Origin of the sequence: Halomonas sp. BL6 (assembly GCF_006228115.1) — a bacterium.
Taxonomy (GTDB): Bacteria; Pseudomonadota; Gammaproteobacteria; order Pseudomonadales; family Halomonadaceae; genus Vreelandella; species Vreelandella piezotolerans.
On sequence record NZ_VDGL01000001.1, the window covers coordinates 480,604 to 506,387 of the forward strand.

Below are 25,784 nucleotides of genomic sequence, written 5' to 3' on the forward strand. Positions count from 1 at the left end.
TGCATGCATTAGCGCGTTAGCTGCCAAATCACTTGCTGGGATAGTCACGTTTTTCGTGACCGACGTACAGCTGGCGCGGGCGGCCGATTTTGTAGCTTTCGCTGAGCATTTCATGCCAGTGGGAGATCCAACCAATGGTACGCGACACCGCAAAGATCACGGTGAACATGTTGGTCGGAATGCCCATGGCTTTCAGAATGATGCCTGAGTAGAAATCGACGTTCGGATACAGTTTGCGCTCGATGAAGTATTCATCTTCGAGTGCGATTTGCTCCAGGCGCTTGGCGATTTTGAGCTGCGGGTCGTCGGCCATGCCGAGCTCGGCCAGTACTTCGTCGCAGGTCTCTTTCATCACTTTGGCGCGTGGGTCGAAGTTGCGGTAGACGCGATGACCGAAGCCCATCAGTTTGAAGGGATCGTTCTTGTCTTTCGCTTTATCCACGAAGCGCTGAATGTTCTCTTCGGAATCGTCGCCGATTTCGTCCAGCATGTTGAGCACGGCCTCGTTGGCACCGCCATGCGCAGGACCCCACAAGGCCGCAATGCCCGCGCTGATACAGGCAAACGGGTTGGCGCCAGTTGAGCCTGCCAGACGAACGGTAGAGGTAGAGGCGTTTTGCTCGTGGTCCGCATGCAGCATGAAGATGCGGTCCATGGCTTTCGCGTATACCGGGTTGATTTTGTACTCTTCGCACGGGTTGCTGAACATCATGTAGAGGAAATTCTCTGCATAGCTCAGATCGTTGCGCGGATAATTGAACGGTTGGCCCACATTGTACTTGTGCGACATGGCGGCCAGGGTCGGCATCTTGGCGATCAAACGGATCGCGCTGATGACGCGGTCTTCTTCCTGAGTGATGTCCATGTGATCGTGGTAGAAGGCTGCTAGGCCGCCCACGACACCGCACAGAATCGACATTGGGTGCGCGTCACGGCGGAACCCTTTGAAAAAGTTGTTGATCTGGTCGTGCACCATGGTGTGATTGCGAATACGTGATTCGAAATCAGCGTACTGCTCGTCGTTGGGCAGCTCACCAAACAGCAGGGTGTAGCAAACTTCTACAAAGTTCGACTCTTTCGCCAGTTGATCAATGGGGTAACCGCGGTGCAGCAGTACGCCCTTGCCGCCATCGATATAGGTGATGGCAGATTGGCAGGAAGAGGTGGCCATAAAGCCGGGGTCGTAGGTAAACAGGCCTTCGGCGCCTAAGCCGCGCACGTCGATGACGTCGGGGCCAAGTGTGCCGGAATACATGGGTAGCTCGATCGTTTTGTCGAGACCGTCTACCGTCAATGTCGCTTTCCTGTCAGCCATGCTGGCCTCCTTTCGAATTCGGTTTGGGACGTAAAGTCGTTGTTTCGCATACCGCGCCGGCGAAAAGGCTTGCCCACTATAGAAGTGTGCGACATTTTGTCAATTAGCCTAAGCGCTAGCTATGCTTGTACAGAGATTGTTGTTATGAACAATTTTTGTATATGATAAATGAGGTGTTCATAGTAGCGAAGTGCCAGAGGATTGACGATACGTTAACAGGCTTATCAAACCATCAATCTCCTGTCACTATAACCATGCTGCATCGCAAAATCGACTCGGGTAGGCGGCATTTTTCTTGCACCATGGTCGAGTTAAGCCTGAGATCGGTTTGTCAGCAGGGGCTAAGGTTCTTATAATCCACGGCGCGCGACCGGCAGGTAGGTGGTCGTGCCCGACTTGGCAACGGCCGAGCCCCTTCCAGCAACCACTGCCCGCTCGGGCTATGCCCGACCTGTCGCAGAGCGGGCCAAGAGAGTGTGTATAACGCCGTGAATAGCAAACGACCCGTAAACCTAGATCTAACGACGATACATTTCCCACTACCGGCGCTAACGTCGATTACACACCGTATCACGGGTGTGATCCTGTTCGTTGGCCTGATTTTCGCTTTTTGGGCGTTGGGTAAATCCCTATCATCTCCGGCTGGCTTCGATGCTGTCAGCAGTGCCTTAGCCAACAACTTCTTTGCCAAGCTCGTTGCGTGGGGGCTGCTGTCTGCCTTGGCATTCCACTTTGTGGCAGGCATCAAGCACCTGCTGATGGACGCCAATATTGGGGTGACCTTAGAAGGTGGCGTGAAAAAAGCACAGGCGACCGTCGTGGTAAGCGCGGTTCTGATCATTCTGGCAGGAGTTTGGGTATGGTAACCAACATTACGAGTTTTGGCCGTAGCGGTCTGTCTGACTGGCTGATGCAGCGTGTTTCTGCGGTCGTGCTGGCCCTCTATACCGTTTTCGTCGTTGCTTACCTGCTGTTGAATCCGAACCTGGATTACTACACCTGGAGCGGCCTGTTCGAGCAAACCTGGATGCGTATTTTCTCGCTGCTGGCGTTTATCTCGATCGCTGCGCACGCCTGGATCGGTTTGTGGACCGTCACCACCGATTACCTCAAGTCCACTCGCCTGCGCGTGGGTGCCCAGACGCTGATCATTCTGGCCATCTTCGTGTACCTCGTGTGGGGCATTCAAATTCTGTGGGGAGCTTGATACATGTCTAACCTTCGTAGCCTGACATTCGACGCCATCATCATCGGTGGCGGTGGCTCTGGCCTGCGTGCGGCGCTCGAACTAGCAAAATCCGGTAAAAAGACAGCCGTACTTTCCAAAGTGTTCCCGACGCGCTCTCACACGGTTTCTGCTCAAGGCGGTATTACCTGTGCCATCGCCTCCGCCGACCCGAACGATGACTGGCGTTGGCACATGTACGACACGGTCAAAGGCGGCGACTACATTGCTGACCAAGACGCCGCTGAATACATGTGCTCCGAAGGCCCCAAAGCGGTCTTCGAACTGGAACACATGGGCCTGCCGTTCTCGCGTTTCGATAACGGCCGCATCTACCAGCGTCCGTTCGGCGGTCAGTCGAAGAACTTCGGTGAAGGCGGTCAGGCAGCGCGCACCTGTGCAGCCGCCGACCGTACCGGCCACGCACTGCTGCACACCCTGTACCAAAACAACCTCAAGAACAACACCACGTTCTTGAACGAGTGGTATGCAGTCGACCTGGTCAAGAACGCCAGCGGTGACGTAGTGGGCTGTATCGCCATGTGCATCGAAACTGGTGAAGTGGTGCACGTCAAATCGAAAGCCACGGTTCTGGCGACGGGCGGTGCGGGTCGTATCTACGCCTCTACCACCAACGCTCTGATCAATACCGGTGACGGCATCGGCATGGCGCTGCGCGCGGGCTTCCCGATGCAGGATATGGAAATGTGGCAGTTCCACCCGACCGGTATCTACGGTGCGGGCACCTTGGTGACCGAAGGATGCCGTGGTGAGGGTGGCTACCTGATCAACAAAGACGGCGAGCGTTTCATGGAGCGTTATGCACCGAACGCCAAAGACTTAGCGGGTCGAGACGTGGTGGCACGCTCCATGGTCATGGAGATTCTCGAAGGCCGCGGCTGTGGCGAGAAGGGTGATCACGTCTTCCTGAAACTCGATCACCTTGGCGAAGAAGTCCTTGGCAAGCGTCTGCCGGGGATCGTCGAGCTCTCCAAGACCTTCGCCCATGTCGATCCGGCGAAAGACCCGATTCCTGTCGTCCCGACCTGCCACTATATGATGGGCGGTATTCCGACCAACATCCATGGCCAAGCGATCACTCAAGACGAAAATGGTAACGACCAGATCGTCAACGGCCTGTTCGCCTGTGGCGAAGCGGCGTGTGTATCGGTCCACGGTGCCAACCGCCTGGGCGGTAACTCACTGCTCGACTTGGTGGTCTTCGGCCGTGCTGCGGGTATGTTCATCGAAGGCGCGCTGAACGAAGGTATCGAATACCTCGACGCTTCCGAGTCGGACATCGAGTTCGCCATGAAGCGCATCACGCGCTGGAACGAATCCGAAGAGGGTGGCGAAAGCATTCCGGCACTGAAAGCCGAGCTGCAAGACATCATGCAGAACTCTTTCGGTGTATTCCGTGAAGAGAAAAACATGCAAGAAGGTGTCAAAAAGCTGGCGGACCTGCGTGGCCGCATTGCCAATGCGCACCTGCCGGACAAATCCAACGCGTTCAACACGGCTCGTGTCGAAGCGCTGGAGCTGGACAACCTGATGGAAGTGGCAGAAGCAACGGCGATTGCTGCCCTCGAGCGTAAAGAGAGCCGTGGTGCCCACTCGCGCTACGACTACCCTGACCGTGATGATGTCAACTGGCTGAAACACTCGCTCTACTTCCCGGCCAGCAAAGAGCTGAAGAAGCGCGACGTCAACTTCAAGCCGAAAACCGTCGATACGTTCGAGCCCAAGGTTCGTACCTACTAATCTCCGCACCGACGAGAGGGAGTCACCATGTCCAATCTTCAGGTATCCGTATACCGCTACAATCCGGAAACCGACTCCGCACCTTATATGCAGGAGTTTCAGGTCGATACCAAAGGCCGCGATCTGATGGTGCTGGATGTTCTGCATCTGATGAAAGAGCAAGACAGCGGTTTGGCCTATCGCCGCAGCTGCCGTGAGGGTGTTTGCGGTTCCGACGGCATGAACATGAATGGCAAAAACGGCCTGGCGTGCATCACGCCGCTGTCAGACGTCGTGAAAAACAACAAGCTGACACTTCGCCCGCTGCCTGGTCTTCCGGTCATCCGCGATATGGTGGTCGACATGGGGCTGTTCTATAAACAGTACGAGCGTATCCAGCCGTATCTGCAGAACGACACCCCGGCACCGGCCATTGAGCGCCTGCAGTCGCCGGAAGAGCGCGACAAACTGGACGGCCTATACGAATGTATTCTGTGCGCGTGTTGCTCCACATCGTGCCCGTCGTTCTGGTGGAATCCGGACAAATTCGTGGGTCCTGCTGGCCTGCTGCAATCCTACCGCTTCCTGGCCGACAGCCGCGATACCGCAACCCGTGAGCGCCTGACCAGCTTGGAGGATCCGTTCTCGGTTTTCCGCTGCCGTGGCATCATGAACTGTGTTGCCGTGTGCCCGAAAGGTCTTAACCCGACCCGTGCAATTGGTAAAATTCGTGAAATGTTGCTTGCGGACGCTACGTAACTATCTAATCCCATGAAGAAAAAGCGTGTACCACGTAAGTTGCAGCATAAAGCTACTTAAATCGTGGCGCTTCGCTTGTTATCATAGGGGCCGTCACGGTGCGGCGACGCGTCGCACCGTGGTCAGCCAAGTTTAAAAGCCGGTGCTTTAAGTACCGGCTTTTGAGCATGAACTGAATGAGAAACGCGTCGCAACTACGTGGTCTTAACCACGTGTATGAACAAGGGCTTCCGGCCTCCGGTCGGCGCCGCCGGCAAACGTCCCGCCCCGCCGGCAGGGCAATAGCGATGTCGTTGCATGCATGCAGCGATGCCGATACCACCCCATCAGTGCAGGGTGACCGAGAGATGCAACAAGGCATAATGGAGTTGATGTGGCGTTCCTCTCACGTTAGTGGTGGCAATGTCCACTACGTGGAAGCGCTTTACGAGCAGTACCTCGCCGATCCTGATTCTGTCTCAGACGAGTGGCGCAGCTATTTTGATCAGCTGCCGCGTCCTGAGGGCAGTGCCTCCCACGATGTTCCACTAAGCCCCATTCGTGATCAGTTCTACCAACTGGGCCGTGAAAGCCGCCCGGGCCGGGTAGCTGCCGCCTCCGACAGCGGTGAGAACAAGAAGCAGGTCAAAGTCCTGCAGCTGATCAACGCGTATCGCTTCCGTGGCCATCAGAAGGCCAATATCGACCCGCTTGGGCTGCGTAATCCCACCCCCGTTCCCGACCTCGACCTGTCGTTCCACCAGCTCTCCAAAGCTGATCTCGACACCGAGTTTCAAACCGGCTCGTTTTTCCTGGGTATCGATAAAGCGCCGCTGCGTGACATCGTCGACGCGCTGGAGCAGACCTACTGTCGCTCCATCGGTTGCGAGATCATGCACATCGTCGATACCGAAGAGAAGCGCTGGCTACAGCGTCGGTTCGAATCGGTACGCAGCGCACCCAAGTTCAGCGATGACGTGCGCAAGCACGTGCTGGAGCGGTTGACCGCAGCGGAAGGATTAGAAAACTACCTAGCGTCCAAGTACCCGGGCACCAAACGCTTCGGTCTGGAGGGTGGTGAGTCGTTCGTACCGATGATGGACGAGCTGATTCAGCGCGCCGGTGGTTACGGCACCAAAGAAGTCGTCATCGGCATGGCCCACCGTGGTCGCTTGAACCTGCTGGTCAATATCTTGGGTAAAAACCCAGCGGATTTGATCGACGAGTTCGATGGCAAGAAAGTCATCGAGCGTGGCTCCGGCGACGTCAAATATCATCAGGGCTTTAGCTCGAACGTCATGTCACCGGGTGGGGAAGTCCACCTCGCCATGTCGTTCAACCCGTCGCACCTGGAGATCGTTGCGCCGGTCGTCGAAGGGTCTGTACGCGCTCGCCAGGATCGTCGTAACGATGACGAAGGCAGCAAAGTACTGCCCATCAACGTCCATGGTGATGCTGCATTCGCCGGTCAGGGCGTGGTGATGGAGACATTCCAGATGTCTCAGACCCGTGCTTACAAGACGGGCGGCACGGTGCACATCGTCATCAATAACCAAGTGGGCTTCACCACCTCGAACCCCTTGGACGCGCGCTCTACGGAATACTGTACTGACATTGCCAAAATGGTTCAGGCGCCGATCTTCCATGTCAACGGCGACGACCCTGATGCCGTGATTCACGCGACACAAGTAGCGCTGGATTATCGTCAACAGTTCAAGAAAGACGTCGTGATCGATCTGGTGTGCTACCGTCGCCGTGGTCACAACGAGGCAGACGAGCCGTCAGGCACGCAGCCAATGATGTACGCCAAGATTAAAGACCACGCTTCCTCACGTACGCTTTACGCGCAGCGTTTGGTCGAGCAGGGCGTCATCACTGAAGACGATGCCAAGGCCATGGTAGAAACCTACCGTGATGACCTTGTCGCAGGTAATCATGTTGCCAATGCGCTGGTCCAAGAGCCCAATACTTCACTGTTCGTGGATTGGGCGCCTTACCTTGGCCACGAGTGGACCGGTGACGCCGACACCACCTTCGATATGAAGCGTCTTCAGCAGCTAGCGGCGAAGATGTGTGAAATACCGGACGGTGTCGACGTTCAGCGCCAGGTCGCCAAAATCTACGAAGACCGCCGTAAAATGCAGGCGGGCGGCATGGGGCTCAACTGGGGGTTTGCCGAAACGCTGGCGTACGCCACGTTGCTCGACCAAGGTCATCCTATCCGCATCACCGGGCAGGATGTGGGTCGTGGGACGTTCTCCCACCGTCACGCGGTCGTGCACAACCAGAAAGACGGGTCGACCTATGTACCGCTGCAGAATATGGCCGATGGTCAGCCGCGCTTTACCATCCACGACTCCTTCCTGTCGGAAGAAGCCGTGCTGGCATTCGAATACGGTTACTCGACCACCGCCCCGAATGACTTGGTCATTTGGGAAGCGCAGTTCGGTGACTTCTTCAACGGCGCTCAAGTGGTGGTCGACCAGTTCATCTCTTCCGGTGAGACCAAGTGGGGTCGCCTGTGCGGCTTGACCATGCTGCTGCCTCATGGCTATGAAGGCCAAGGGCCCGAGCACTCTTCTGCCCGTCTAGAGCGCTTCTTGCAGCTGTGCGCCGAGCACAACATGCAGGTGTGCGTACCGACGACGCCCGCGCAGATTTTCCACCTGTTGCGCCGCCAAGTGATTCGTCCGCTGCGCAAGCCGCTAGTGGTCATGTCGCCTAAGTCGCTGCTGCGCCACAAAGAAGCAGTGTCGAGCTTGGAAGATCTCGCTCACGGCAAGTTCCACATGGTACTGCCGGATCAAGCGAATCTCGACGCCAACAACGTCACCCGCGTCATTATGTGCGCAGGCAAGGTCTACTACGATCTGGCCAACTGGCGCGCTGAAAACGAGCGTGACGACACGGCGATCATTCGTCTAGAGCAGCTCTATCCCTTCCCGAAAGAAGAGCTTCTGGAAGTGCTCCAGGCGTATGCCAATGTGGAAGACATCGTATGGTGTCAGGAAGAGCCGCTGAACCAAGGCGCCTGGTACTCCAGTCAGCACCACATGCGCACCGTGGCCGATATGTTGAAAGATGGCCTTGGACGTGAGTTGAAATTCGCAGGGCGTCCTGCCTCGGCTGCTCCGGCAGCGGGCTATATGTCCGTCCACACTGAACAGCAGCGCCAGCTGGTGGAAGACGCTTTTAACCTATAAGCGCCCACCGGGTTTAGAGAACACATAAGGGAAACGACATGGCTACTGAGATCAAAGCGCCAACCTTTCCGGAATCCGTTGCCGAGGGCACTGTGGCCGCGTGGCATAAAAAGCCGGGTGACAGCGTCGAACGCGACGAGCTGATTGTTGAAATCGAAACCGACAAAGTGGTGCTCGAAGTCGTCGCACCGGAAGCGGGTACCCTGACCGACGTCATGGCCGAAGAGGGCGATACCGTTGAGTCTGAGCAAGTATTGGGCAAAATTGGCGAAGGCAACGCGTCTGCCAGCAAAGAAGATAGCTCTTCTAAAGAGAGCGCTTCTAGCGATAGCAGCGCTGAAAAAACCGAATCAAAAGCAGAGTCTAAGCCTGCTGGCGGCGGTAAAAAGCACGATGTAAAAGCCCCCAGCTTCCCTGAATCGATCCAGGAAGGCACCGTTGCCACGTGGCACAAAAAAGTTGGCGAAGCGGTCAAGCGTGACGAAGTACTCGCCGACATCGAAACCGACAAGGTCGTACTCGAAGTCGTGGCACCGGCCGACGGTGCGCTGCAAGAGATCAAGGCCGAAGAGGGCAGTCAGGTAGAGTCGGAAGCGATTCTGGCGACCTTCGTCGAAGGCGGTGGCAGCGACGAAGCCAGCACACCGAGCACCGAAGACAAGTCCGGCAGCGACGACGACGGCGCTGACGAGAAAGTCGGCGACAAGATCCTGGCACCGGCGGCACGTAAAATGGTGGCCGAGCACGATCTGGACGTGTCCAAGATCGAAGGTACCGGCAAAGGCGGTCGTATTCTGAAAGAAGACGTTCAGAAAGCCGTCAAAGAGGGCTCGGCAAAGAAAGCGACCAAGTCCTCGGCGCCGAAGAAAGCCGCGGCGGCCCCGGCAGTCGAAGGTGATCGCGTCGAAAAACGTGTGCCGATGACGCGCCTGCGCAAGACCATTGCCAAACGCTTGGTCGAAGCCCAGCAGACGGCGGCGATGCTGACCACTTACAACGAAGTGGACATGGGCGCGGTCATGAACCTGCGCGCGCAGTACAAAGATACTTTCCTGAAGATGCATGACACCAAGCTTGGCTTCATGGGCTTCTTCGTGAAAGCCGCCTCGGAAGCTCTCAAGCGCTTCCCGGATGTCAATGCGTCCATTGACGGTGACGAGATCGTCTATCACGGCTATCAGGATATCGGTGTGGCGGTGTCTACCGACCGTGGCCTGGTGGTGCCAGTACTGCGTGATACCGACAGCATGAAAATTGCCGACGTCGAACGCACCATCGTCGACTTCGGTAAGCGTGGTCGTGATGGCAAGCTGGGCATGGACGACATGATCGGCGGCACCTTCACCATCACTAATGGTGGTATCTTTGGCTCGCTGATGTCGACCCCGATCATCAACCCGCCGCAAACCGCTATCCTGGGGATGCACAAGATCCAGGAACGCCCGATGGCGGTGAACGGTAAGGTCGAAATTCGCCCGATGATGTATCTGGCACTCTCTTACGACCACCGCATGATCGACGGCAAAGACGCGGTACAATTCCTGGTTACGATTAAAGAGCTGCTGGAAGACCCGGCTCGTCTGCTGCTGGACGTATAACGAAGCGCGCTGATCCGCCTTCGCTAGTGTTGAGCACGCTGAGTTAATCGCACACAGCCTCCTACCCGCTGTCATCCACCCGGGAGGAGGCCACCAAGCTAAAGGAGCCAACATGGCTGACAAGTTTGACGTGATCGTTATTGGTGCAGGCCCTGGTGGCTACGTAGCGGCTATCCGCGCTGCGCAGCTGGGTCTGAAAGCCGCCTGTGTTGAAAAATGGATCGGTAAAGAAGGTAACGTCGTTCACGGCGGTACCTGCTTGAATGTCGGTTGTATCCCGTCCAAAGCGCTGCTTGAAGCCTCGCACAAGTTCGTCGAAGCCAAGCACGATTTCGACGACATGGGTATCGAAGCCGGCGACGTGACCATGGACGTCAAGAAGATGATGGCGCGCAAGGACAAGATCGTTAAGAACTTGACCGGCGGCATCTCTGGCCTGTTCAAAGCCAATGGTGTTACGGCCATCGAAGGTACCGGTAAAGTCATCTCTGGCAAGCAAGTCGAAGTCACCGACCTCGACGGCAATACCACGACGTACGACGCCGATAACATCGTCATCGCGGCAGGCTCCGTGCCGGTGGAAATCCCGCCGACCCCGCTGACCGAAGGCCTAATCGTCGATTCCACCGGCGCCCTGGAGTTCCAGGAAACGCCGAAGCGTCTTGGCGTCATTGGCGCGGGCGTCATCGGCCTGGAGCTGGGCAGCGTATGGAACCGTCTGGGTTCTGAAGTCACCGTGCTGGAAGCGATGGACTCCTTCCTGCCGATGGTCGACACCGCGATTGCCAAAGAGACCCAGAAACTGCTCAAGAAGCAGGGGCTGGACATCAAATTGGGTGCCCGTGTGACCGGTTCGGAAGCGAACGGTGACGAAGTCGTCGTCAAGTACACCGATGCCAACGGCGAACAAGAGATGACCTTCGACAAGCTGATCGTTTGCGTTGGCCGTCGCCCCTACACCAAAGGCGTGATTGCCGATGGCGTGAGCGTCGAGCTGGACGAGCGTGGTTTCATCTTCGTCGACGACCAGTGCCGTACCAACGTGCCGGGCGTTTACGCCATCGGCGACTGTGTACGCGGCCCGATGCTGGCGCACAAAGCGTCCGAAGAGGGCATTATGGTGGCGGACATCATCGCTGGCCACAAAGCCGAGATGAACTACGACACCATCCCGAACGTGATCTACACCTTCCCGGAAGTGGCGTGGGTCGGTATGACCGAGCAAGATGCCAAGGCCAAAGGCATTGAGGTCAAAACCGGCAGCTTCCCATTCGCCGCCAGCGGCCGTGCCATGGCGAACAATGCCACCGAAGGTAGCGCCAAGATCATTGCCGATGCGGAAACCGACCGTATTCTCGGTATGCACATCGTCGGTCAGCACGCCGGCGAAATGATCGCTCAAGGCGTGATTGCGATGGAATTCGGCTCTAGCGCCGAAGACCTCGCGCTGACCTGCTACGCGCACCCGACCATGTCGGAAGCCGTGCACGAAGCTGCTCTTGCGGTAGAAGGCCATGCGATTCATATGGCGAACCGTAAGAAGCGCAAGTAATTCGCTAAGCAACAACCAAGCGCCACCGTCAGGTGGCGCAACACTTTCAGCCCCGCGCGGTAATGTGCTGGCCACTGAAAGTACGGGGATGGTCAGGGCGGTACAGATACACTGTCACGCCAGCTGATCATCGTTCGAGTCACATGCAACCAATGGCATGAATCGATGAACCTTCACGAGTATCAAGGCAAGCAGCTGTTTGCCGATTATGGTCTGCCAGTGTCCAAAGGCTTTGCCGTGGACACTCCCGAAGAAGCTGTAGAAGCGTGTAAAAAAATCGGCGGCGACATGTGGGTTGTCAAAGCCCAGGTTCACGCTGGCGGCCGCGGTAAAGCGGGCGGCGTCAAGCTGATCAAAGACCCGGCAGAAGCCAAAACCTTCGCCGAGCAGTGGCTGGGCAAGAACCTAGTGACTTACCAGACTGACGAAAAAGGTCAGCCGGTTGCCAAGATTCTGGTAGAGACCTGCACCAACATCGCCGACGAGCTCTACCTGGGCGCGGTCGTTGACCGTACCACTCGTCGCGTCGTGTTCATGGCTTCCACCGAAGGCGGTGTCGAGATCGAAACCGTTGCTGAAGAGACGCCTGAGAAGATCCTCAAAGCAGAAATCGATCCGCTGGTTGGCGCACAGCCCTACCAAGCGCGTGAACTGGCCTTTGCGTTGGGTCTCGAAGGCGATCAGGTGAAACAGTTCACCAAGATCTTCCTGGGTCTCTCCAAGCTGTTCCACGACAAAGATCTGGCACTGCTCGAGATCAACCCGCTGGTCATCACTGACGAAGGCAACCTGCACTGCTTGGATGCCAAACTGGGGCTCGACAGCAACGCCCTGTACCGTCATCCAGACCTGCAGGCCATGCGCGATCCTTCCCAGGAAGATCAGCGTGAAGCCGACGCGGCGAAGTGGGAGCTGAACTATGTTGCCCTCGACGGTAACATCGGTTGCATGGTCAACGGCGCAGGCCTGGCCATGGGCACCATGGATATCGTCAACCTGAGTGGCGGCAAGCCCGCTAACTTCCTGGACGTTGGCGGCGGCGCGACCAAAGAGCGCGTTGCAGAAGCGTTCAAGATCATCCTGTCTGACGACAACGTCAAAGCCGTTCTGGTGAACATCTTCGGCGGTATCGTTCGTTGCGACATGATTGCGGAAGGCATCATCGGTGCCGTCGAGCAAGTGGGCGTCAACGTCCCGGTGGTCGTTCGTCTGGAAGGTAACAACGCTGAATTGGGCGCTGAGAAACTGGCGTCTAGCGGTCTGAACATCATCGCTGCTACCAGTCTGACCGACGCGGCTCAGCAGGTTGTCAAAGCAGCGGAGGGCAAGTAATGAGCATCCTGATCGATAAGAACACCAAGGTCATCTGCCAAGGTTTCACCGGTGGCCAGGGCACGTTCCACTCCGAGCAGGCGATTGCCTATGGCACGCAGATGGTCGGTGGTGTCACGCCGGGCAAAGGCGGCCAGACGCACCTGGGCCTGCCCGTTTTCAACACCGTGAAAGAAGCGGTCGAGAAAACCGGTGCAGAGGCCAGCGTGATCTACGTACCGGCACCGTTCTGCAAAGACTCGATCCTTGAAGCTGCGAATGCTGGCATCAAGCTGATCGTGTGCATCACCGAAGGCATCGCGACCCTCGACATGCTCGACGCAAAAGTCAAATGCGACGAGCTGGGCGTACGCCTGATCGGCCCGAACTGCCCGGGTGTGATCACTCCCGGTGAATGCAAAATCGGTATCATGCCGGGTCACATCCATCAGCCAGGCCGCGTCGGTATCGTGTCTCGCTCTGGTACCCTGACCTATGAAGCCGTTAAGCAGACCACTGACCACGGTTTTGGTCAGTCTACCTGTGTCGGTATCGGCGGCGACCCGATTCCGGGTTCTAACTTCATCGACATCCTGGAGATGTTCGAGAAAGACCCGAAAACCGAAGCAATCGTGATGATCGGCGAAATCGGCGGCACCGCCGAAGAAGAAGCCGCGGCTTACATCAAAGCCAACGTGTCGAAGCCGGTGGTTTCCTACATTGCCGGTGTGACGGCACCTCCTGGCAAGCGTATGGGCCACGCGGGCGCCATCATCTCTGGTGGTAAAGGGACTGCCGATGAAAAATTTGCGGCTCTGGAAGACGCCGGTGTCAAAACCGTTCGTTCTTTGGCGCAAATTGGCGATGCGTTGAAAGAAGTCACCGGCTGGTAAGCTGCGCACTTTTTCATGACGCTGAAAAGGGCACCCTCGGGTGCCCTTTTTGCGTTCGTGGGGGTCAAGGAAAGCGGTGGGGCGGCTTGCGCTGACGCAGCAGACGGGCGCTGTAGAACAGTAGCAGCGGCGCGCCGGCGGCGAGGTAAAGGTGGTAGCTAATCAGCCGCCAAACCAGAACGGCGGCAGCGGCCTGCTCCCTGCTCATCAAAGGCAGCAGCAAGCTTCCCACCCCCACTTCAGCCGCTCCCGCGCCGCCAGGCAGAAAGCTGAACTGGCTGGCGGCCATGGCCAGCATCTGAGTCAAAAACGTCCACAGCCAGTCGGCATGCCCGCCGATGCCAATCACTGCAAGGTAAAGCAAGCTGTAGCGCAGTAGCCAGTGCAGGGCTGTCAGCGCCAGCATTGCTGCCAGCGTGCCCTTGGGGAGCGCTAATGTCATACGCAACGCATGGCGGCAGCGTAACAGTCGCCTGACCAGCCAGCGCCGTCGGCTTGGGCGTAGCCAAGCCAGCCACTGACGACGCGACCGTAGCAGCTTGGGTAAATATCCCATGATCAGCGAGACGCCTACGGCTAGCAGCGCCAATCCCAGCAATGAAAGCTGTACCAGGCCCTGGTGCGGCCACTGGGCATCACCGACTACCGACATCGCCACCAAGCCGCTCAGCATCACGAGGAAGAACAGCAGGTCACAGCCCTGGTCGATGAGAAAGACCGCCGTGCCTTTCGAGGGCGAAAATCCCCGCTGGGCAAGCAGTAACAGCAGGGTGGCCGGACCGCCGCTGCCGCCAGGCGTGGCGCAGAGCGCGCACTTCGCCGCCAGCTCGATGCCCAGCGCGCCGCGCTGGCCAAGCTGGCCGGCGCGGCCGTTCAGCATCAGGCGCAGGCGGGCGGCGTTCAAGTTCCAGCACAGCGCCGCCATGGCGATCATCAGAACCAGCAAGCCAATGGGGAATTGCGCCACATGGTCGAACGCTCGGCTGCCCCCGGCCAGTGAGGTGAGCACCAGCGGTGCCACCAGGGCAGCGAGCAGCAACACACCGTGTAGCGGACGAAAACGTAGCAGCCGTTGGGCGTTAGCGGCGGACGGCACGGGCATCGGGCTGTTCGAGTCCGCATAGGTCGATGTAGTGCGTCAGCAGCGAGCCAATCACACTATCCCAACTGAACTGTCGCTCGACATAGTGGCGTGCATAGCGACCGCTCGCGGCGATGTCGTTGCTAAATAGTGCTGCGCAGGCGTCAGCCATGGCATCTGGGTCCAGCGGCTGGCAGAGCACGCCCGCGCCCAGCGGTACGTTCTCGATCAGCGCACCCGCCCGCGCACCAATGACTGGCAGGCCGCTGGCCATTGCTTCCTGAGCCACTAGCCCAAAGGTTTCGCGGGTGCCGGCATGCAGTAACGCATCGCTACTGGCCAGCGCCCTTGCCACTTCATGGCTGCCGCAGCAGCGGTTCACCACCGTGACATTGCTGGGCACCTGCGTTGGCATGCCCGGCCCCATTAGTAGCAGATGATAGTCGCTGCCCAGCGCTCGCATGGTGGCGAGTAAAACGTCGATGTTCTTTTCTCGCGAGAAGCGACCGACGAATATCAGTAGTTTCTTATCGTCAGGTACACCCATGGCTGCACGGAAGCCAGGGTCGCGCCTTGAAGGGTGGAACTGCACTAAATCGACCCCTAACGACTGCACGCGTACGTTGGGTACGCCCCACTCGGTGAGACGGTTGGCCATGGCGTGGCAGGGGGCGAGTACGCTATCGAAGCGCTGGTACAGATCTACCACGTAGCGAACCAGCCGTTGGTGGACGTGTCGTCCAAAACGGTCCCCCATTAAGTTAGGTAAGTCGGAGTGGTAGAAACCCACCACTGGCACACCTAGCCGCTGGCCAGCCTCTAGCGCGGCCCAGGCGGTCACATACGGATCACCTGCTTCGATCAACGTGGGTGAGAGGTCTACCAAGGCTTCTCGCCAAGGACGGCGGCGCAGCGGAAATCGATAACCCTGCCCAAGCGGCAGGTGCAGCGCCGACAGCGTATGGTGGTCGCCCAAACTATCGCGTTCGGCCCCCGGCACCAGCAGGCTGGTTCGCAGGTTGGGGCTGCGCGAAAGCACGCGATGTTTAGCCTGTAAGTAGGTGCGAACGCCGCCACTTGCCGGGGCGTGGAACATGGTCACATCGGCGATGTGCAAGGTAACCTCCGAGCCACATGAGTGTCATCGAATTACCTTAGGGTAGAAATAAGTCAGTTCTGCGACAACGTCACCGTGCAGCAGAAATAAAAACGCCACGGCAAAGCCGTGGCGCGAACACGTGTTGGCTGCGTTTAGGCAGCAGGTTTGGCGACCAGCGATCGTGTCTCTTCGCGAGCTTCGGTCAGTGAGACACGCAGGCTATCGCCCAGCTTGAAGCGCTCCTCGCCCTCGATCTGAATGCGGCCCTCTTTGTCATCGATGACCACTTTATCGCGGTCACTGTGCATCAAGGGGGCGGGCACGAACGCCGTCGCGCCGTTTTCTATCAGACGAACCCGCATACCGCCACGGTTGATCGCCATGATTTCGGCGTCGAAGGTGTCCTGATTCTGCGCCGCCGGGGTCAGGTAGCGCACGTAAAGCCAATCTTTTACGTCGCGTTCAGCCATACGATTCAGACGGCGGCGCTCGGTGAGCTGCTCGGTGAGCTGCTGGCTGGCTTCTGCCGGAGCCTGCTCGCCCTTGAGCACACGCTTGATCAAGCGGTGGTTGACCATATCGCCGTACTTACGAATCGGCGAGGTCCAGGTGGCGTAGGCGGGCAGCCCCAGCCCAAAATGCGGGCCAGGCTGGGCCGACATGCTGGTGAAGCCCTGGAAACGGCGCAGGCGCGCATCCAGCCAAGCGTCGTCGCGGCTCTCAAGCGCACGCTTGAGTTCCTTATAGTGAGCCAGTTCGGTCAAGGCCTGTTGATCGACGACGATTTCCTGAGTGGCGAGGAACTCTTGGGCCGCTTCGGCTTTTTCCGGCTCGAAAGCGCGGTGGACGTTGAAGATGCCGTGGCCGATATGGCTGGCCAGGAAGTCCGCGCAGCAGGCGTTGGCGGCAATCATCGACTCTTCGATCATGCGGTTGGCAATGCGACGGTCTTCGGTGCGAATGCCCAGCACGTTGCCCGCTTCATCCAGATCGAAGACGTAATCAGGACGATCTTTGAAGACCAGTGCGTGCTCGTTACGCCATGCAGTGCGAGCTTCCGTCAAGGCCTGCAGCGCCTTCAGCTGCTCGGCAATCTCCTCGGCCGGTGCCCAGTCGCCCTGGCCTTCGATCCAGTCGGAGACGCGCTCGTACACCAGCTTCGCATGGGACGTCACGTTGGCCGCGAAGAAGCGGTAGTCGCCCAGGCTGCCGTCGGCATGAATGGTCAGCGTGCAGGCAAGGGCTGGGCGCTCTTGGCCTTCCCACAGCGAGCACAAGTCGTCCGCCAACTGCTCGGGCAGCATGGTGACGTTCTGGCCCGGCAGGTAGACGGTAAATGCGCGAGTGCGCGCTTCCAGATCGGCGGCGTGGCCCTCTTCCACATAGGCGGTGGGGTCGGCAATGGCCACGCTCAACTGCCAGCCGCCTTCGGGACGGGCCACCACATATAGGGCATCGTCCATGTCTCGCGTCTTTTCGCCGTCGATGGTAAAGAAGGGCTGTGCGGTGAGGTCTTCCCGCGTCAGTCCCTCGTCGCGTAGCGGCCAATCGCTGCCAGCATCCGGGCACTCTTGTTCCAGCGCGTGGCGAGCAAGCGTCACGCGCCAAGGTACGGCAGGGTCGTCGGCTTTGGCCACCAACTCATCGATCTGGGAGAAGAAGCCGCGGTCGTTCTCTTTTAGTGGGTGGCGTACCAAGCGCGCCACGACCCAGTCGCCATCGCCAATGCTATTTTCGTCGAGGCTGTTTTTTATACGTGCTTTCAACACGTTGCGAATCGAAGGGTGGTCCGGCACCACCGCCAGGCGGCCGTCGCGTTTTTGCACACGTGCCACGAAGCGGTCCAAACCGGCTTCGATGAGCTTTTCCGGCTCGACCGACTTCTTATCGCCGTTTTCGTGTATGACGGCTTCCACGCGATCACCGTGCAGTACCTGCTTCATGGCGGGAGGTGGCACGAAATAGGAGTCGCCGCTGTCGGTTTCAAGAAACCCAAAGCCTTTTTCGGTAGCTTTGATCACCCCTTCGGCGCGAGGAGTCGTTTCACGGATCTGTTGCTTGAGCTGGGCAAGCAGGGAGTTGTTTTGAAGCATGTGTTCGATCAGTTGGCGAGAGTAGGGTGCCACTATACGGATTCCCACTGGCCGCGCCAATCGTTGCCCTGGGGGAAGTGGCGGTGGGCACGACAGGTCAATGGCTTACTTACGCTTGGCTGAATCGGTTAAGCTGAGTAGATCGACCGCTAAGGCGACTAACGTACAAGGAGCGCGCTTATGACCCCACGCCTGATCGTTTCCGACCTGGACGGTACGCTGCTGGGCAGCGACCACCGGTTACATGACAGCACCGTCGAGGTGCTGCGTAGGCTGGTACAGCAGGGGCACCATCTGGCGCTGGCCTCCGGCCGCCATTACCACGATATGCGCGTATTCCGTGACGAATTGGGCGTCCCTGCCCACCTGATCAGTACTAATGGGGCGTACACCCATGATCCCGCGGATAGCTTGGTCAGCGCGTCCCATCTCGATCCGGCTCATGCCCGCACGCTGATTCAATTACCCCGGCCACCCCAAGTGCGTCTCAGTCTTTACCGCGAGGTAGGCTGGCATGTGGATGCCCACGCGCCACATCTGCTGTCATTACATGCCTCAACGGGCTTTCGCTATGAGGTCGTGCCGCCCGATCAGATGGACGCCAACGGCGTGGGTAAAGTGCTCTATTTAGGCGACCCGGAAGCGCTAGCAGAGCTGGAAGCTCAGGCCCAGGCCGCCCACGGCGATGGGCTGCACATTACCTACTCCACGGTGGACTCGTTAGAGATCATGGCGGGCGGGGTCAACAAAGGCGTGGCATTGGCGGCGCTACTGGAGTCGCTGGGGCTCACCGCCGCCGACTGCTTAGCCTTCGGAGATAACCTCAACGACACTGAAATGCTTACCTTGGCAGGTGAAGCCCAGGTGATGGCCAACGCCCATCCGGCGCTGTTCGATCGCGTGCCAAGAGCCCAGCGCATCGGCCACCACGGCGAAGCGGCGGTGGCGTCGTTCCTGAAGCAGCGCTTTGGGCTTTAGCATTTTTGCTGCCATTATCACTCTGCCACCTTAGTCGAGAGCCGCTTGCGGTAGGCGATACGCTCCACCATCATCTAGCCCCTAAAACGATAATAACCTAGGGGCCCTTTCTACGATGACTACCACACCTGCGACCTTGATGGTGGTCGACGATGATCCGGAAATCCGCGAGCTACTGGCGGATTACCTGGGGCGACACGGTTACCACGTGCGGACCGCCGAAGACGCGAACACGCTTTACTCACAGCTTGCCGAGCGAACACCCGATTTGCTGATCGTCGATGTGATGATGCCGGGGGATGACGGCTTCACCATTTGCCGGGAGCTGCGCAAAACCAGCGACACGCCGATCATCATGCTCACCGCCAGCGCCGACGATACCGACCGCATCTTGGGGCTGGAATTAGGGGCCGACGACTATATCGGCAAACCCTTCAACCCTCGTGAGCTGCTGGCGCGTATCAAAGCGGTACTGCGCCGCACGCGCACGGCTGCCTCGGCGGCCGCCCTTCATGAAGCGCGCTGGGTACGCTTTGGTGAGTGGCAACTCGACCGCATGACGCGGGAACTGGTCGGTCACAACGGCGAGCGCACCGCGCTGTCGGGGGCAGATTTTCAGCTGCTTCAGGTGTTCTTGGAGCGTCCCGCCCAGGTGATCACTCGCGATGATCTCTATACCTTGACCCGAGGCCGTGATGCGCCGCCGCTGGATCGTTCGATTGATGTGCACGTCTGTCGGCTACGCCAGCGGCTAGGTGAGGATGCCCAGCATTCACAGTTGATTCGTACCGTACGCGGGGCGGGCTACGTGCTCACGGCCAGGGTAGAACCAACGTCGTGAGGGCGTGGCGACGTTGGCTGAAACGACGTTCACGCTGGCTGCCCGGCAGCCTGCGCGGGCGCTTTGTCATCATCATGATTGCTGGGGTGCTGGCCGCTCAGGTGGCCAGCTATACCATCTGGACCTCTCAAGTGCGCGCCAGCCAGCTTGAACAGCTCGATGAGCTCTCCAGCAATATGGCGTTTAGCATTGCCTCCACCATGAAATTTTTCCGTTCGCTGCCGGTGGACTATCGGCATATCGTGCTGGATCAGCTGCGTAGCATGGGCGGCACGCGTTTTTTTGTCAGTGTGAACGAGCGGCGTATCCCCGTAGTGGACATCGGCAACGGTCCGGAAAAAACAGTGGTGGTGAATAACGTTCGCACCATTCTGACTCAGCAGCTCTCGATTGACGATGTGGTGGTGGAGTTTTCCCGCCCGGAAACGCTGCGGGTATTCAATAACGAAGTGCTGCTCCACGATCTGCCGCCCCGTTGGGGCCAGCATAGCCTGTTGATGGAGCCGCTATCGCCGCCGATTCTGGTGGTGCAGTTGGAGTTGGCCCCGGATACTTGGCTCTATGTGGCCACGCTGCTGGGCGTCCCGGATATCTTCAGCGGCTACCGCTGGCTCTCGGAAGAGCGGCTGCTGGCGGGCATCGTCGTGCTGCTCACCGTGCTGGCGCTGTCGTTATTGGGTATTACCAGCGTCACGAGACCGCTGGCTAGACTTTCTCGGGCGGCGCGTCAGCTCGGCGACGACCTGGATAGCCCGCCGCTGAAAGAGAGTGGTCCCAAGGAAGTAGCAGCTACCGCCGTGGCGTTCAATCGTATGCAGCGGCGTATTCGCGAGCAGGTGGAGGAGCGCGAGAGGCTCTTCTCAGCGATCTCCCACGACTTGAAAACGCCGATTACTCGAATGCGCTTACGGGCTGAAATGCTCGATGACCCAATACAGCGTGAGCGCTTCTGCGCCTCGCTGGACGAGCTGTCCAAGCTGGTCAAAGGCGCGCTGGCCTCGGTCAAGGGGTTAGACCTGCATGAAGAGCCGCAGCCAACGGATCTCTACGCGCTCACGATTGAACTGGCCGAGGCGCTGCGCTTGCAGGGGGGCGACGTGCAGGTGGCCGGGCAGGTGGCGTTACTCACGGTCAAGCCGCTGGCGATGAAGCGCTGCCTGGCGAACCTGTTAGAAAATGCGGTGTTTTACGGCCAGCGGACGAGGGTAACGCTGGAAGAGCAGTCGGGCGTGGTGCGCCTACATATTCACGACAGTGGCCCTGGCATCCCTAAGGATCAGCTTGGCCGCGTGTTTTCACCCTTTGTACGCCTGGAGGTGTCCAGAAGCCGCCACACCGGTGGAAGCGGCTTGGGGCTAGGCATTGCCCGGCATATCGCCCGTGCCCATGGGGGCGATATTACCCTTGCTAATCACCCCGTAGGCGGCCTGCTGGCCACGCTTACGCTGCCTCGCCAAACCAGCGTTACAGACTTGTAATAAATCGCTAACACTATGCAGGACTCGGTAACTCCCGTTGTGGGCGCAGGTGACGTACTCTGCGATGAGCCGCCTCACCACGAAGTGCGGCGCGATAACCGCGATAAAAACGGCGCTCTCGCCGTTTACCCATCATCGTTATCCCTATAAAAACAACAGCAGGAGCAACTCATGCGTCATTTGTTACCCGTCTTCAAAAAATCCGCCCTCGCGCTGGCCCTTGCCGCCGGTACGGCCCTGGCAAGCACCGCGCAGGCCAATGAGGTCGAAGTGCTGCACTGGTGGACGTCCGGTGGTGAAGCCCGCGCGGCCAACGTTCTCAAAGAGCTACTCGAAGCCGAAGGTTACGGCTGGCAGGACTTTGCGGTGGCCGGCGGTGGCGGTGAAACCGCCATGACAGTGCTCAAATCCCGTGCCATGTCAGGTAACCCACCCTCCGCCGCGCAAATTAAAGGCCCGGAAATTCAGGAGTGGGGCGAGCTTGGCCTGCTAGGTGACTTAAATGAAGTGGCGGATGCCGAAGGCTGGAACGACCTGTTACCAGAAATTGTGGCCGATATTATGCGTTATGACGGCCAGTACGTAGCCGTGCCCGCAAACGTACACCGGGTTAACTGGCTGTGGGCCAACCCAGACGTGCTGGAAGCCGCTGGCGTAGAAATGCCCACCACCCTCGACGAGCTGTTTGCCGCCGGGGAAGCGATTCGTGAAGCGGGCTTTGTGCCGCTCGCCCACGGTGGCCAGTCCTGGCAGGACGCCACCGTATTTGAAAGCGTGGTGTTAGGTAGTCAAGGCACCGAGTTCTATCAGCAGGCGCTGGTGGAGCTAGACCCAGAAGCCCTGGGAGGCGAGCAGATGGTCGCCGCACTGGAAGATTTCAAACGCCTGCGCGAGCTGATGGACGAAGGCATGCCGGGCCGCGATTGGAACATTGCCACCGCGATGGTGATCGAGGGCGTGGCCGGTTTCCAGTTGATGGGTGACTGGGCGAAGGGGGAGTTCACCGCTGCAGGCATGACCGCCGGTGACGACTACCTGTGCGCCGCCGCTCCGGGCACCGAAGGCGCCTTTACCTTCAACATCGACAGCCTGGCGATGTTCCGCGTGTCCGATGATGCCGAGCGTGAAGCCCAGCACACGCTGGCGCGTTTGGTGCTTGAACCCACCTTCCAGGAAGCCTTCAACCTTGCCAAAGGCTCCATTCCCGCACGGCCCGATCTGGATATGAGCGAGTTCGATAGCTGCGCCCAGCAGTCAATGGCCGATTTCCAGAGCACTGCCGATGAAGGCGGATTAGTGCCCAGTATGGCTCACGGTATGGCCGTACGTGCCGACGTTCAGGGAGCCATCTTCGACGTCGTGACCAACTACTTCAACGACGCCGATATGCCCGCCGAAGAAGCGGCCCAGCGACTGGTCAGCGCCGCAGAAGCTGCCTCGTTCTAAGCGCGGCACCATTGGCAATAGCGCAAGTAAGCGCTGAACGTACGCAACCAGCGCCGCCGCAACGGCGGCGCTAGCGGTTGACTGGCGAGGAATTCCCCATGAGCGAAACCCCAACGCACACCGCGTTGCGGCCAACGGCCTCTGGTCGGCTGCAGGCCTGGCTGCCAAGGCTAGTGCTGGCACCCTCGGTGGCGGTGTCTCTGTTTTTTGTTTACGGCTTTATGCTGTGGACCTTTGTCTTATCACTCACCAGCTCGCGTATGCTGCCCAGCTACGATTTTGTCGGGTTTGGCCAGTATGCGCGGCTGATGGCCAACGAGCGCTGGTGGGTGGCGTCTACCAATCTGATGATCTTTGGCACGCTGTTTATCGTGATCTGCTTAGTGCTGGGGGCACTGCTGGCGATGCTGTTGGATCAAAAGATTCGTCAGGAGGGCGCGCTACGCACGGTGTATCTCTACCCCATGGCGCTGTCGTTCATTGTTACGGGGGTCGTGTGGAAGTGGCTGCTGAACCCGCAGCTAGGCATTCAGGCCATGGTGCGCAGCTGGGGCTTCGAGTCGTTCGAGTTCGACTGGATCGTCGATCCGGATATGGCGATCTACACCTTGGTGATTGCCGCCGTTTGGCAGGCCTCTGGCTTCGTGATGGCGCTCTTTCTCGCCGGGCTGCGCGGTATCGACGATAGCATTATCAAAGCCGCCCAGCTCGATGGCGCGAGCCTGCCGCGCATTTACTGGCGGGTGGTCATGCCCTGCCTGCGCCCGGTGGTGTTCAGCGCGGTGATGATTCTGGCCCACATTGCCATCAAGAGTTTTGACTTGGTCGTCGCGCTCACCGGCGGCGGGCCGGGCTATGCAACGGACCTGCCGGCCACGTTCATGTATACCCATGCGTTCAACCGGGCGCAGATCGGGCTAGGGTCGGCCAGTGCCATGCTGATGCTCGGTGGGGTACTGGCCATCCTGATTCCTTACCTCTACTCCGAATTAAGGAGCCGCAAACATGGCTAATGTGATTCGTCGCCAAACGCCTGCGGCCAAGTTGTGGCGTGGCGTGCTGTACGCGGTCCTGGTCATCGCCGCGCTGTTCTACGTGCTGCCGTTGGTGGTCATGCTGATGACCTCCATTAAACCGCTGAGCGAAATCAGCGCCGGGTCGCTGCTGTCGTTACCGCAAAATCCGACGCTGGCCCCCTGGGCAAAAGCCTGGGGTGAAGCCTGCACCGGTATGCGCTGCGACGGCGTGGGTGGTTATTTTTGGAACTCCTTTGCCATCGTCATTCCTGCGGTGCTGATCTCCACCGCCGTGGGTGCGCTGAACGGCTATGCGCTGACAAAGTGGCGCTTCAAAGGCTCCGAGTTGGTCTTCGCGCTGATGCTGTTTGGCTGCTTCATTCCGTTTCAGGTGGTGCTGCTGCCCATGGCACAAACCTTGGGATGGCTGGGGCTTTCCAGCTCGCGAGCGGGGCTGATTCTGGTGCACGTGGTGTTTGGTATCGCCTTCACCACGCTATTTTTCCGCAACTTCTACGTGGGCATTCCCAACGAGCTGGTGTCGGCGGCCAAGCTGGACGGTGCCGGGTTCTTCCGTATTTTCTGGCGCATCCTGCTGCCAGTGTCGGCGCCCATTATCGTGGTGTCGGTGATTTGGCAATTCACCCAGATCTGGAACGACTTCCTATTCGGCGTGGCGTTCTCGGCACACGACACCCAGCCGGTTACCGTGGCGCTCAATAATCTGGTGAACACCTCCACCGGCGTGCGCGAATACAACGTCGATATGGCCGCCGCCATGATTGCCGCACTGCCCACCCTGGTGGTGTACGTGCTGGCGGGTAAATACTTCGTACGCGGGCTCACGGCAGGCTCAGTTAAGGGCTAATAACAACTAGGTGCATGGCAGTCGCAGGTAGAGGTCAGCATCACCCCGTAGCGGGGGTCTTTCGCCAGGACGGCGAAAGTAGCGCCCAGGGAAGGGTTTACAGCGCCCCCGCCAAGGGGTGATCTGACCGGTGCCAAGGCGCTTCTTGCCAGCCCCTTAGAACAGGATTTTCATCATGGCAGCGTTAGAGATACACAACGTACGCAAAGAGTTTGGCAGCGAGCGGGTGCTGAAAGATGTCAGTATCTCCATCGATTCCGGCGAGTTTTTGATTCTGGTGGGGCCATCCGGCTGTGGTAAATCCACACTGATGAATGCCATTGCAGGCCTTGAGCCGGTCACCAGCGGCAATATTTATATCGACGGCGAAGACGTCACCTGGCGGACCCCCGCCGAGCGCGATATCGCCATGGTGTTCCAGTCCTACGCCCTGTACCCCAGTATGACCGTGCGCCAAAACATCAGCTTCGGCTTAGAGATGCGCAAAGTACCCAAGGCCGAGCGGGAAGCCGCCGTGGAGCGGGTGGCCGATCTGCTGCAGATTTCCCACCTGTTAGAGCGCAAGCCCGCCCAGCTCTCCGGCGGCCAGCGCCAGCGGGTCGCCATGGGGCGCGCCCTGGCGCGGGAGCCCAAAGTCTATCTTTTTGACGAGCCGCTCTCGAACCTGGACGCCAAGCTGCGCGTGGATATGCGCACCGAGATCAAAAAGCTCCACCAGCGCCTGGGCACCACTATCGTTTACGTTACCCACGATCAAGTAGAAGCCATGACCCTGGCAGACTGTATCGCGGTGATGCGTGACGGGCATATTCTGCAGTTGGGCAGCCCCGATGAGGTCTACAACAATCCGGTGGATATGTTCGTGGCGGGCTTTATGGGCTCGCCGTCGATGAACTTCATCCGCGCCACGCTGGAAGCCGACGGCGATGGCTATGCACTGCGCATTGCCACCCCCGACGAAGCCGACCTGCTGCTGCCCTGGCCAACGGCCCGACACACGGCAGGCTTGGTAGAGCAGCTCGACAAGCCGGTGATTCTGGGTCTACGGCCCGAGCACTTTAGCGAAGAGGACCTGCGCCTCAGCGAGCAAGCCGAAGGTACGCTGTTGGACGCCAAGGTGAGCGTGGTGGAACCGACCGGTGCCGATATTCTGCTGCGCCTGCCGCTGGGTGAGCAGGAGATTACCGCGCGGGTCGGGCCCAAATGTGAGGTATCACCCGGGGAGCGCTTGGCGCTGAGGGTCGATATGTCCCGAGCGGTGCTGTTCGATGCTGAAACCGAGCAGCGGCTGGCGTGAGCCGCTGGGTGA

20 protein-coding genes are annotated in these 25,784 nt (G+C 58.9%); 16 read left to right on the plus strand and 4 right to left on the minus strand.

The genetic code is table 11. From position 1 onward, the window contains the following. Positions 1 to 28: 28 nt before the first annotated feature. The gene (gene gltA / locus FHJ80_RS02305; RefSeq protein WP_139525436.1) at positions 29 to 1,315 is read right to left on the minus strand and encodes a citrate synthase; all 1,287 of its coding nucleotides are present in this window, start codon (positions 1,313 to 1,315) and stop codon (positions 29 to 31) included. A gap of 488 nt (positions 1,316 to 1,803) precedes the next feature. Here gltA and sdhC point away from each other — a divergent pair, with 488 nt between their 5' ends. From sdhC to sucD, 9 genes are all read left to right on the plus strand, one after another. Then, entirely contained in the window at positions 1,804 to 2,181 is a 378-nt protein-coding gene (gene sdhC, locus FHJ80_RS02310) for a succinate dehydrogenase, cytochrome b556 subunit (RefSeq protein ID WP_196781579.1), read from the plus strand. Further along, a complete protein-coding gene (gene sdhD / locus FHJ80_RS02315; protein WP_139525437.1) occupies positions 2,175 to 2,522 on the plus strand; it encodes a succinate dehydrogenase, hydrophobic membrane anchor protein in 348 nt (115 codons plus the stop codon). Before sdhC ends, sdhD begins: the two co-directional genes overlap by 7 nt. A 3-nt stretch (positions 2,523 to 2,525) precedes the next feature. Next, positions 2,526 to 4,301 (plus strand): succinate dehydrogenase flavoprotein subunit, encoded by a 1,776-nt coding sequence (gene sdhA / locus FHJ80_RS02320; RefSeq protein ID WP_139525438.1) that lies wholly within the window; start codon positions 2,526 to 2,528, stop codon positions 4,299 to 4,301. Between the two features lie 27 nt (positions 4,302 to 4,328). Beyond that, complete coding sequence (locus FHJ80_RS02325; RefSeq protein ID WP_016914530.1) at positions 4,329 to 5,039, plus strand: succinate dehydrogenase iron-sulfur subunit; 711 nt, start codon at positions 4,329 to 4,331, stop codon at positions 5,037 to 5,039. Between the two features lie 347 nt (positions 5,040 to 5,386). Further along, the gene (locus FHJ80_RS02330; protein ID WP_139525439.1) at positions 5,387 to 8,221 is read left to right on the plus strand and encodes a 2-oxoglutarate dehydrogenase E1 component; all 2,835 of its coding nucleotides are present in this window, start codon (positions 5,387 to 5,389) and stop codon (positions 8,219 to 8,221) included. Between the two features lie 38 nt (positions 8,222 to 8,259). Next, positions 8,260 to 9,819, plus strand: a complete 1,560-nt coding sequence (gene odhB, locus FHJ80_RS02335) for a 2-oxoglutarate dehydrogenase complex dihydrolipoyllysine-residue succinyltransferase (RefSeq protein ID WP_139525440.1) — start codon at positions 8,260 to 8,262, stop codon at positions 9,817 to 9,819. 112 nt (positions 9,820 to 9,931) lie between these two features. Continuing rightward, positions 9,932 to 11,371 carry a dihydrolipoyl dehydrogenase gene (gene lpdA, locus FHJ80_RS02340; RefSeq protein ID WP_139525441.1) on the plus strand — a complete coding sequence of 480 codons (1,440 nt, stop codon included), beginning with the start codon at positions 9,932 to 9,934 and terminating at the stop codon, positions 11,369 to 11,371. A 165-nt stretch (positions 11,372 to 11,536) separates the two neighbouring features. Then, on the plus strand, positions 11,537 to 12,703 hold the full coding sequence (sucC, locus tag FHJ80_RS02345) for an ADP-forming succinate--CoA ligase subunit beta (protein WP_016914526.1): 1,167 nt from the start codon (positions 11,537 to 11,539) through the stop codon (positions 12,701 to 12,703). Continuing rightward, positions 12,703 to 13,575 carry a succinate--CoA ligase subunit alpha gene (gene sucD / locus FHJ80_RS02350; protein WP_044627828.1) on the plus strand — a complete coding sequence of 291 codons (873 nt, stop codon included), beginning with the start codon at positions 12,703 to 12,705 and terminating at the stop codon, positions 13,573 to 13,575. The genes sucC and sucD overlap by 1 nt, the downstream gene beginning before the upstream one ends. Positions 13,576 to 13,639: 64 nt before the next feature. Here sucD and FHJ80_RS02355 read toward each other — a convergent pair whose 3' ends face one another. The 3 genes from FHJ80_RS02355 to FHJ80_RS02365 all read right to left on the minus strand — a co-directional run bounded on the left by FHJ80_RS02355 (position 13,640) and on the right by FHJ80_RS02365 (position 17,848). After that, positions 13,640 to 14,677 (minus strand): lysylphosphatidylglycerol synthase transmembrane domain-containing protein, encoded by a 1,038-nt coding sequence (locus tag FHJ80_RS02355; RefSeq protein WP_139525442.1) that lies wholly within the window; start codon positions 14,675 to 14,677, stop codon positions 13,640 to 13,642. Then, positions 14,655 to 15,773: a glycosyltransferase family 1 protein gene (locus FHJ80_RS02360; protein ID WP_139525443.1), complete on the minus strand. Its 1,119-nt coding sequence runs from the start codon at positions 15,771 to 15,773 to the stop codon at positions 14,655 to 14,657. The genes FHJ80_RS02355 and FHJ80_RS02360 overlap by 23 nt, the downstream gene beginning before the upstream one ends. Positions 15,774 to 15,907: 134 nt before the next feature. Then, complete coding sequence (locus FHJ80_RS02365) at positions 15,908 to 17,848, minus strand: exoribonuclease II (protein WP_139525670.1); 1,941 nt, start codon at positions 17,846 to 17,848, stop codon at positions 15,908 to 15,910. A 180-nt stretch (positions 17,849 to 18,028) separates the two neighbouring features. On the opposite strand from FHJ80_RS02365, the gene FHJ80_RS02370 reads away from it, so the two are divergent. The 7 genes from FHJ80_RS02370 to FHJ80_RS02400 all read left to right on the plus strand — a co-directional run bounded on the left by FHJ80_RS02370 (position 18,029) and on the right by FHJ80_RS02400 (position 25,772). After that, positions 18,029 to 18,826, plus strand: coding sequence for a Cof-type HAD-IIB family hydrolase (locus tag FHJ80_RS02370; RefSeq protein WP_139525444.1), 798 nt, complete (start codon positions 18,029 to 18,031; stop codon positions 18,824 to 18,826). A gap of 115 nt (positions 18,827 to 18,941) precedes the next feature. After that, positions 18,942 to 19,667, plus strand: coding sequence for a response regulator (locus FHJ80_RS02375; protein ID WP_139525445.1), 726 nt, complete (start codon positions 18,942 to 18,944; stop codon positions 19,665 to 19,667). A gap of 74 nt (positions 19,668 to 19,741) precedes the next feature. Next, the gene (locus tag FHJ80_RS02380; RefSeq protein ID WP_244993004.1) at positions 19,742 to 21,145 is read left to right on the plus strand and encodes an ATP-binding protein; all 1,404 of its coding nucleotides are present in this window, start codon (positions 19,742 to 19,744) and stop codon (positions 21,143 to 21,145) included. Positions 21,146 to 21,316: 171 nt separating this feature from the next. Then, positions 21,317 to 22,591: an ABC transporter substrate-binding protein gene (locus FHJ80_RS02385; RefSeq protein ID WP_139525446.1), complete on the plus strand. Its 1,275-nt coding sequence runs from the start codon at positions 21,317 to 21,319 to the stop codon at positions 22,589 to 22,591. A 98-nt stretch (positions 22,592 to 22,689) separates the two neighbouring features. Further along, positions 22,690 to 23,604, plus strand: a complete 915-nt coding sequence (locus tag FHJ80_RS02390; protein ID WP_139525447.1) for a carbohydrate ABC transporter permease — start codon at positions 22,690 to 22,692, stop codon at positions 23,602 to 23,604. After that, positions 23,597 to 24,475, plus strand: a complete 879-nt coding sequence (locus FHJ80_RS02395) for a carbohydrate ABC transporter permease (RefSeq protein ID WP_139525448.1) — start codon at positions 23,597 to 23,599, stop codon at positions 24,473 to 24,475. The genes FHJ80_RS02390 and FHJ80_RS02395 overlap by 8 nt, the downstream gene beginning before the upstream one ends. Positions 24,476 to 24,650: 175 nt before the next feature. Next, the gene (locus FHJ80_RS02400) at positions 24,651 to 25,772 is read left to right on the plus strand and encodes an ABC transporter ATP-binding protein (RefSeq protein WP_139525449.1); all 1,122 of its coding nucleotides are present in this window, start codon (positions 24,651 to 24,653) and stop codon (positions 25,770 to 25,772) included. Positions 25,773 to 25,784 lie beyond the last annotated feature (12 nt).

Bases quoted from the DNA above. Each gene is read 5' to 3' on its own strand.
- gltA (WP_139525436.1), bottom strand. From the start codon at position 1,315: ATGGCTGACAGGAAAGCGACATTGACGGTAGACGGTCTCGACAAAACG.
- sdhD (WP_139525437.1), top strand. From the start codon at position 2,175: ATGGTAACCAACATTACGAGTTTTGGCCGTAGCGGTCTGTCTGACTGG.
- sdhA (WP_139525438.1), top strand. From the start codon at position 2,526: ATGTCTAACCTTCGTAGCCTGACATTCGACGCCATCATCATCGGTGGC.
- FHJ80_RS02325 (WP_016914530.1), top strand. From the start codon at position 4,329: ATGTCCAATCTTCAGGTATCCGTATACCGCTACAATCCGGAAACCGAC.
- FHJ80_RS02330 (WP_139525439.1), top strand. From the start codon at position 5,387: ATGCAACAAGGCATAATGGAGTTGATGTGGCGTTCCTCTCACGTTAGT.
- odhB (WP_139525440.1), top strand. From the start codon at position 8,260: ATGGCTACTGAGATCAAAGCGCCAACCTTTCCGGAATCCGTTGCCGAG.
- lpdA (WP_139525441.1), top strand. From the start codon at position 9,932: ATGGCTGACAAGTTTGACGTGATCGTTATTGGTGCAGGCCCTGGTGGC.
- sucC (WP_016914526.1), top strand. From the start codon at position 11,537: ATGAACCTTCACGAGTATCAAGGCAAGCAGCTGTTTGCCGATTATGGT.
- sucD (WP_044627828.1), top strand. From the start codon at position 12,703: ATGAGCATCCTGATCGATAAGAACACCAAGGTCATCTGCCAAGGTTTC.
- FHJ80_RS02355 (WP_139525442.1), bottom strand. From the start codon at position 14,677: ATGCCCGTGCCGTCCGCCGCTAACGCCCAACGGCTGCTACGTTTTCGT.
- FHJ80_RS02365 (WP_139525670.1), bottom strand. From the start codon at position 17,848: ATGCTTCAAAACAACTCCCTGCTTGCCCAGCTCAAGCAACAGATCCGT.
- FHJ80_RS02370 (WP_139525444.1), top strand. From the start codon at position 18,029: ATGACCCCACGCCTGATCGTTTCCGACCTGGACGGTACGCTGCTGGGC.
- FHJ80_RS02375 (WP_139525445.1), top strand. From the start codon at position 18,942: ATGACTACCACACCTGCGACCTTGATGGTGGTCGACGATGATCCGGAA.
- FHJ80_RS02380 (WP_244993004.1), top strand. From the start codon at position 19,742: ATGATTGCTGGGGTGCTGGCCGCTCAGGTGGCCAGCTATACCATCTGG.
- FHJ80_RS02385 (WP_139525446.1), top strand. From the start codon at position 21,317: ATGCGTCATTTGTTACCCGTCTTCAAAAAATCCGCCCTCGCGCTGGCC.
- FHJ80_RS02390 (WP_139525447.1), top strand. From the start codon at position 22,690: ATGAGCGAAACCCCAACGCACACCGCGTTGCGGCCAACGGCCTCTGGT.
- FHJ80_RS02395 (WP_139525448.1), top strand. From the start codon at position 23,597: ATGGCTAATGTGATTCGTCGCCAAACGCCTGCGGCCAAGTTGTGGCGT.
- FHJ80_RS02400 (WP_139525449.1), top strand. From the start codon at position 24,651: ATGGCAGCGTTAGAGATACACAACGTACGCAAAGAGTTTGGCAGCGAG.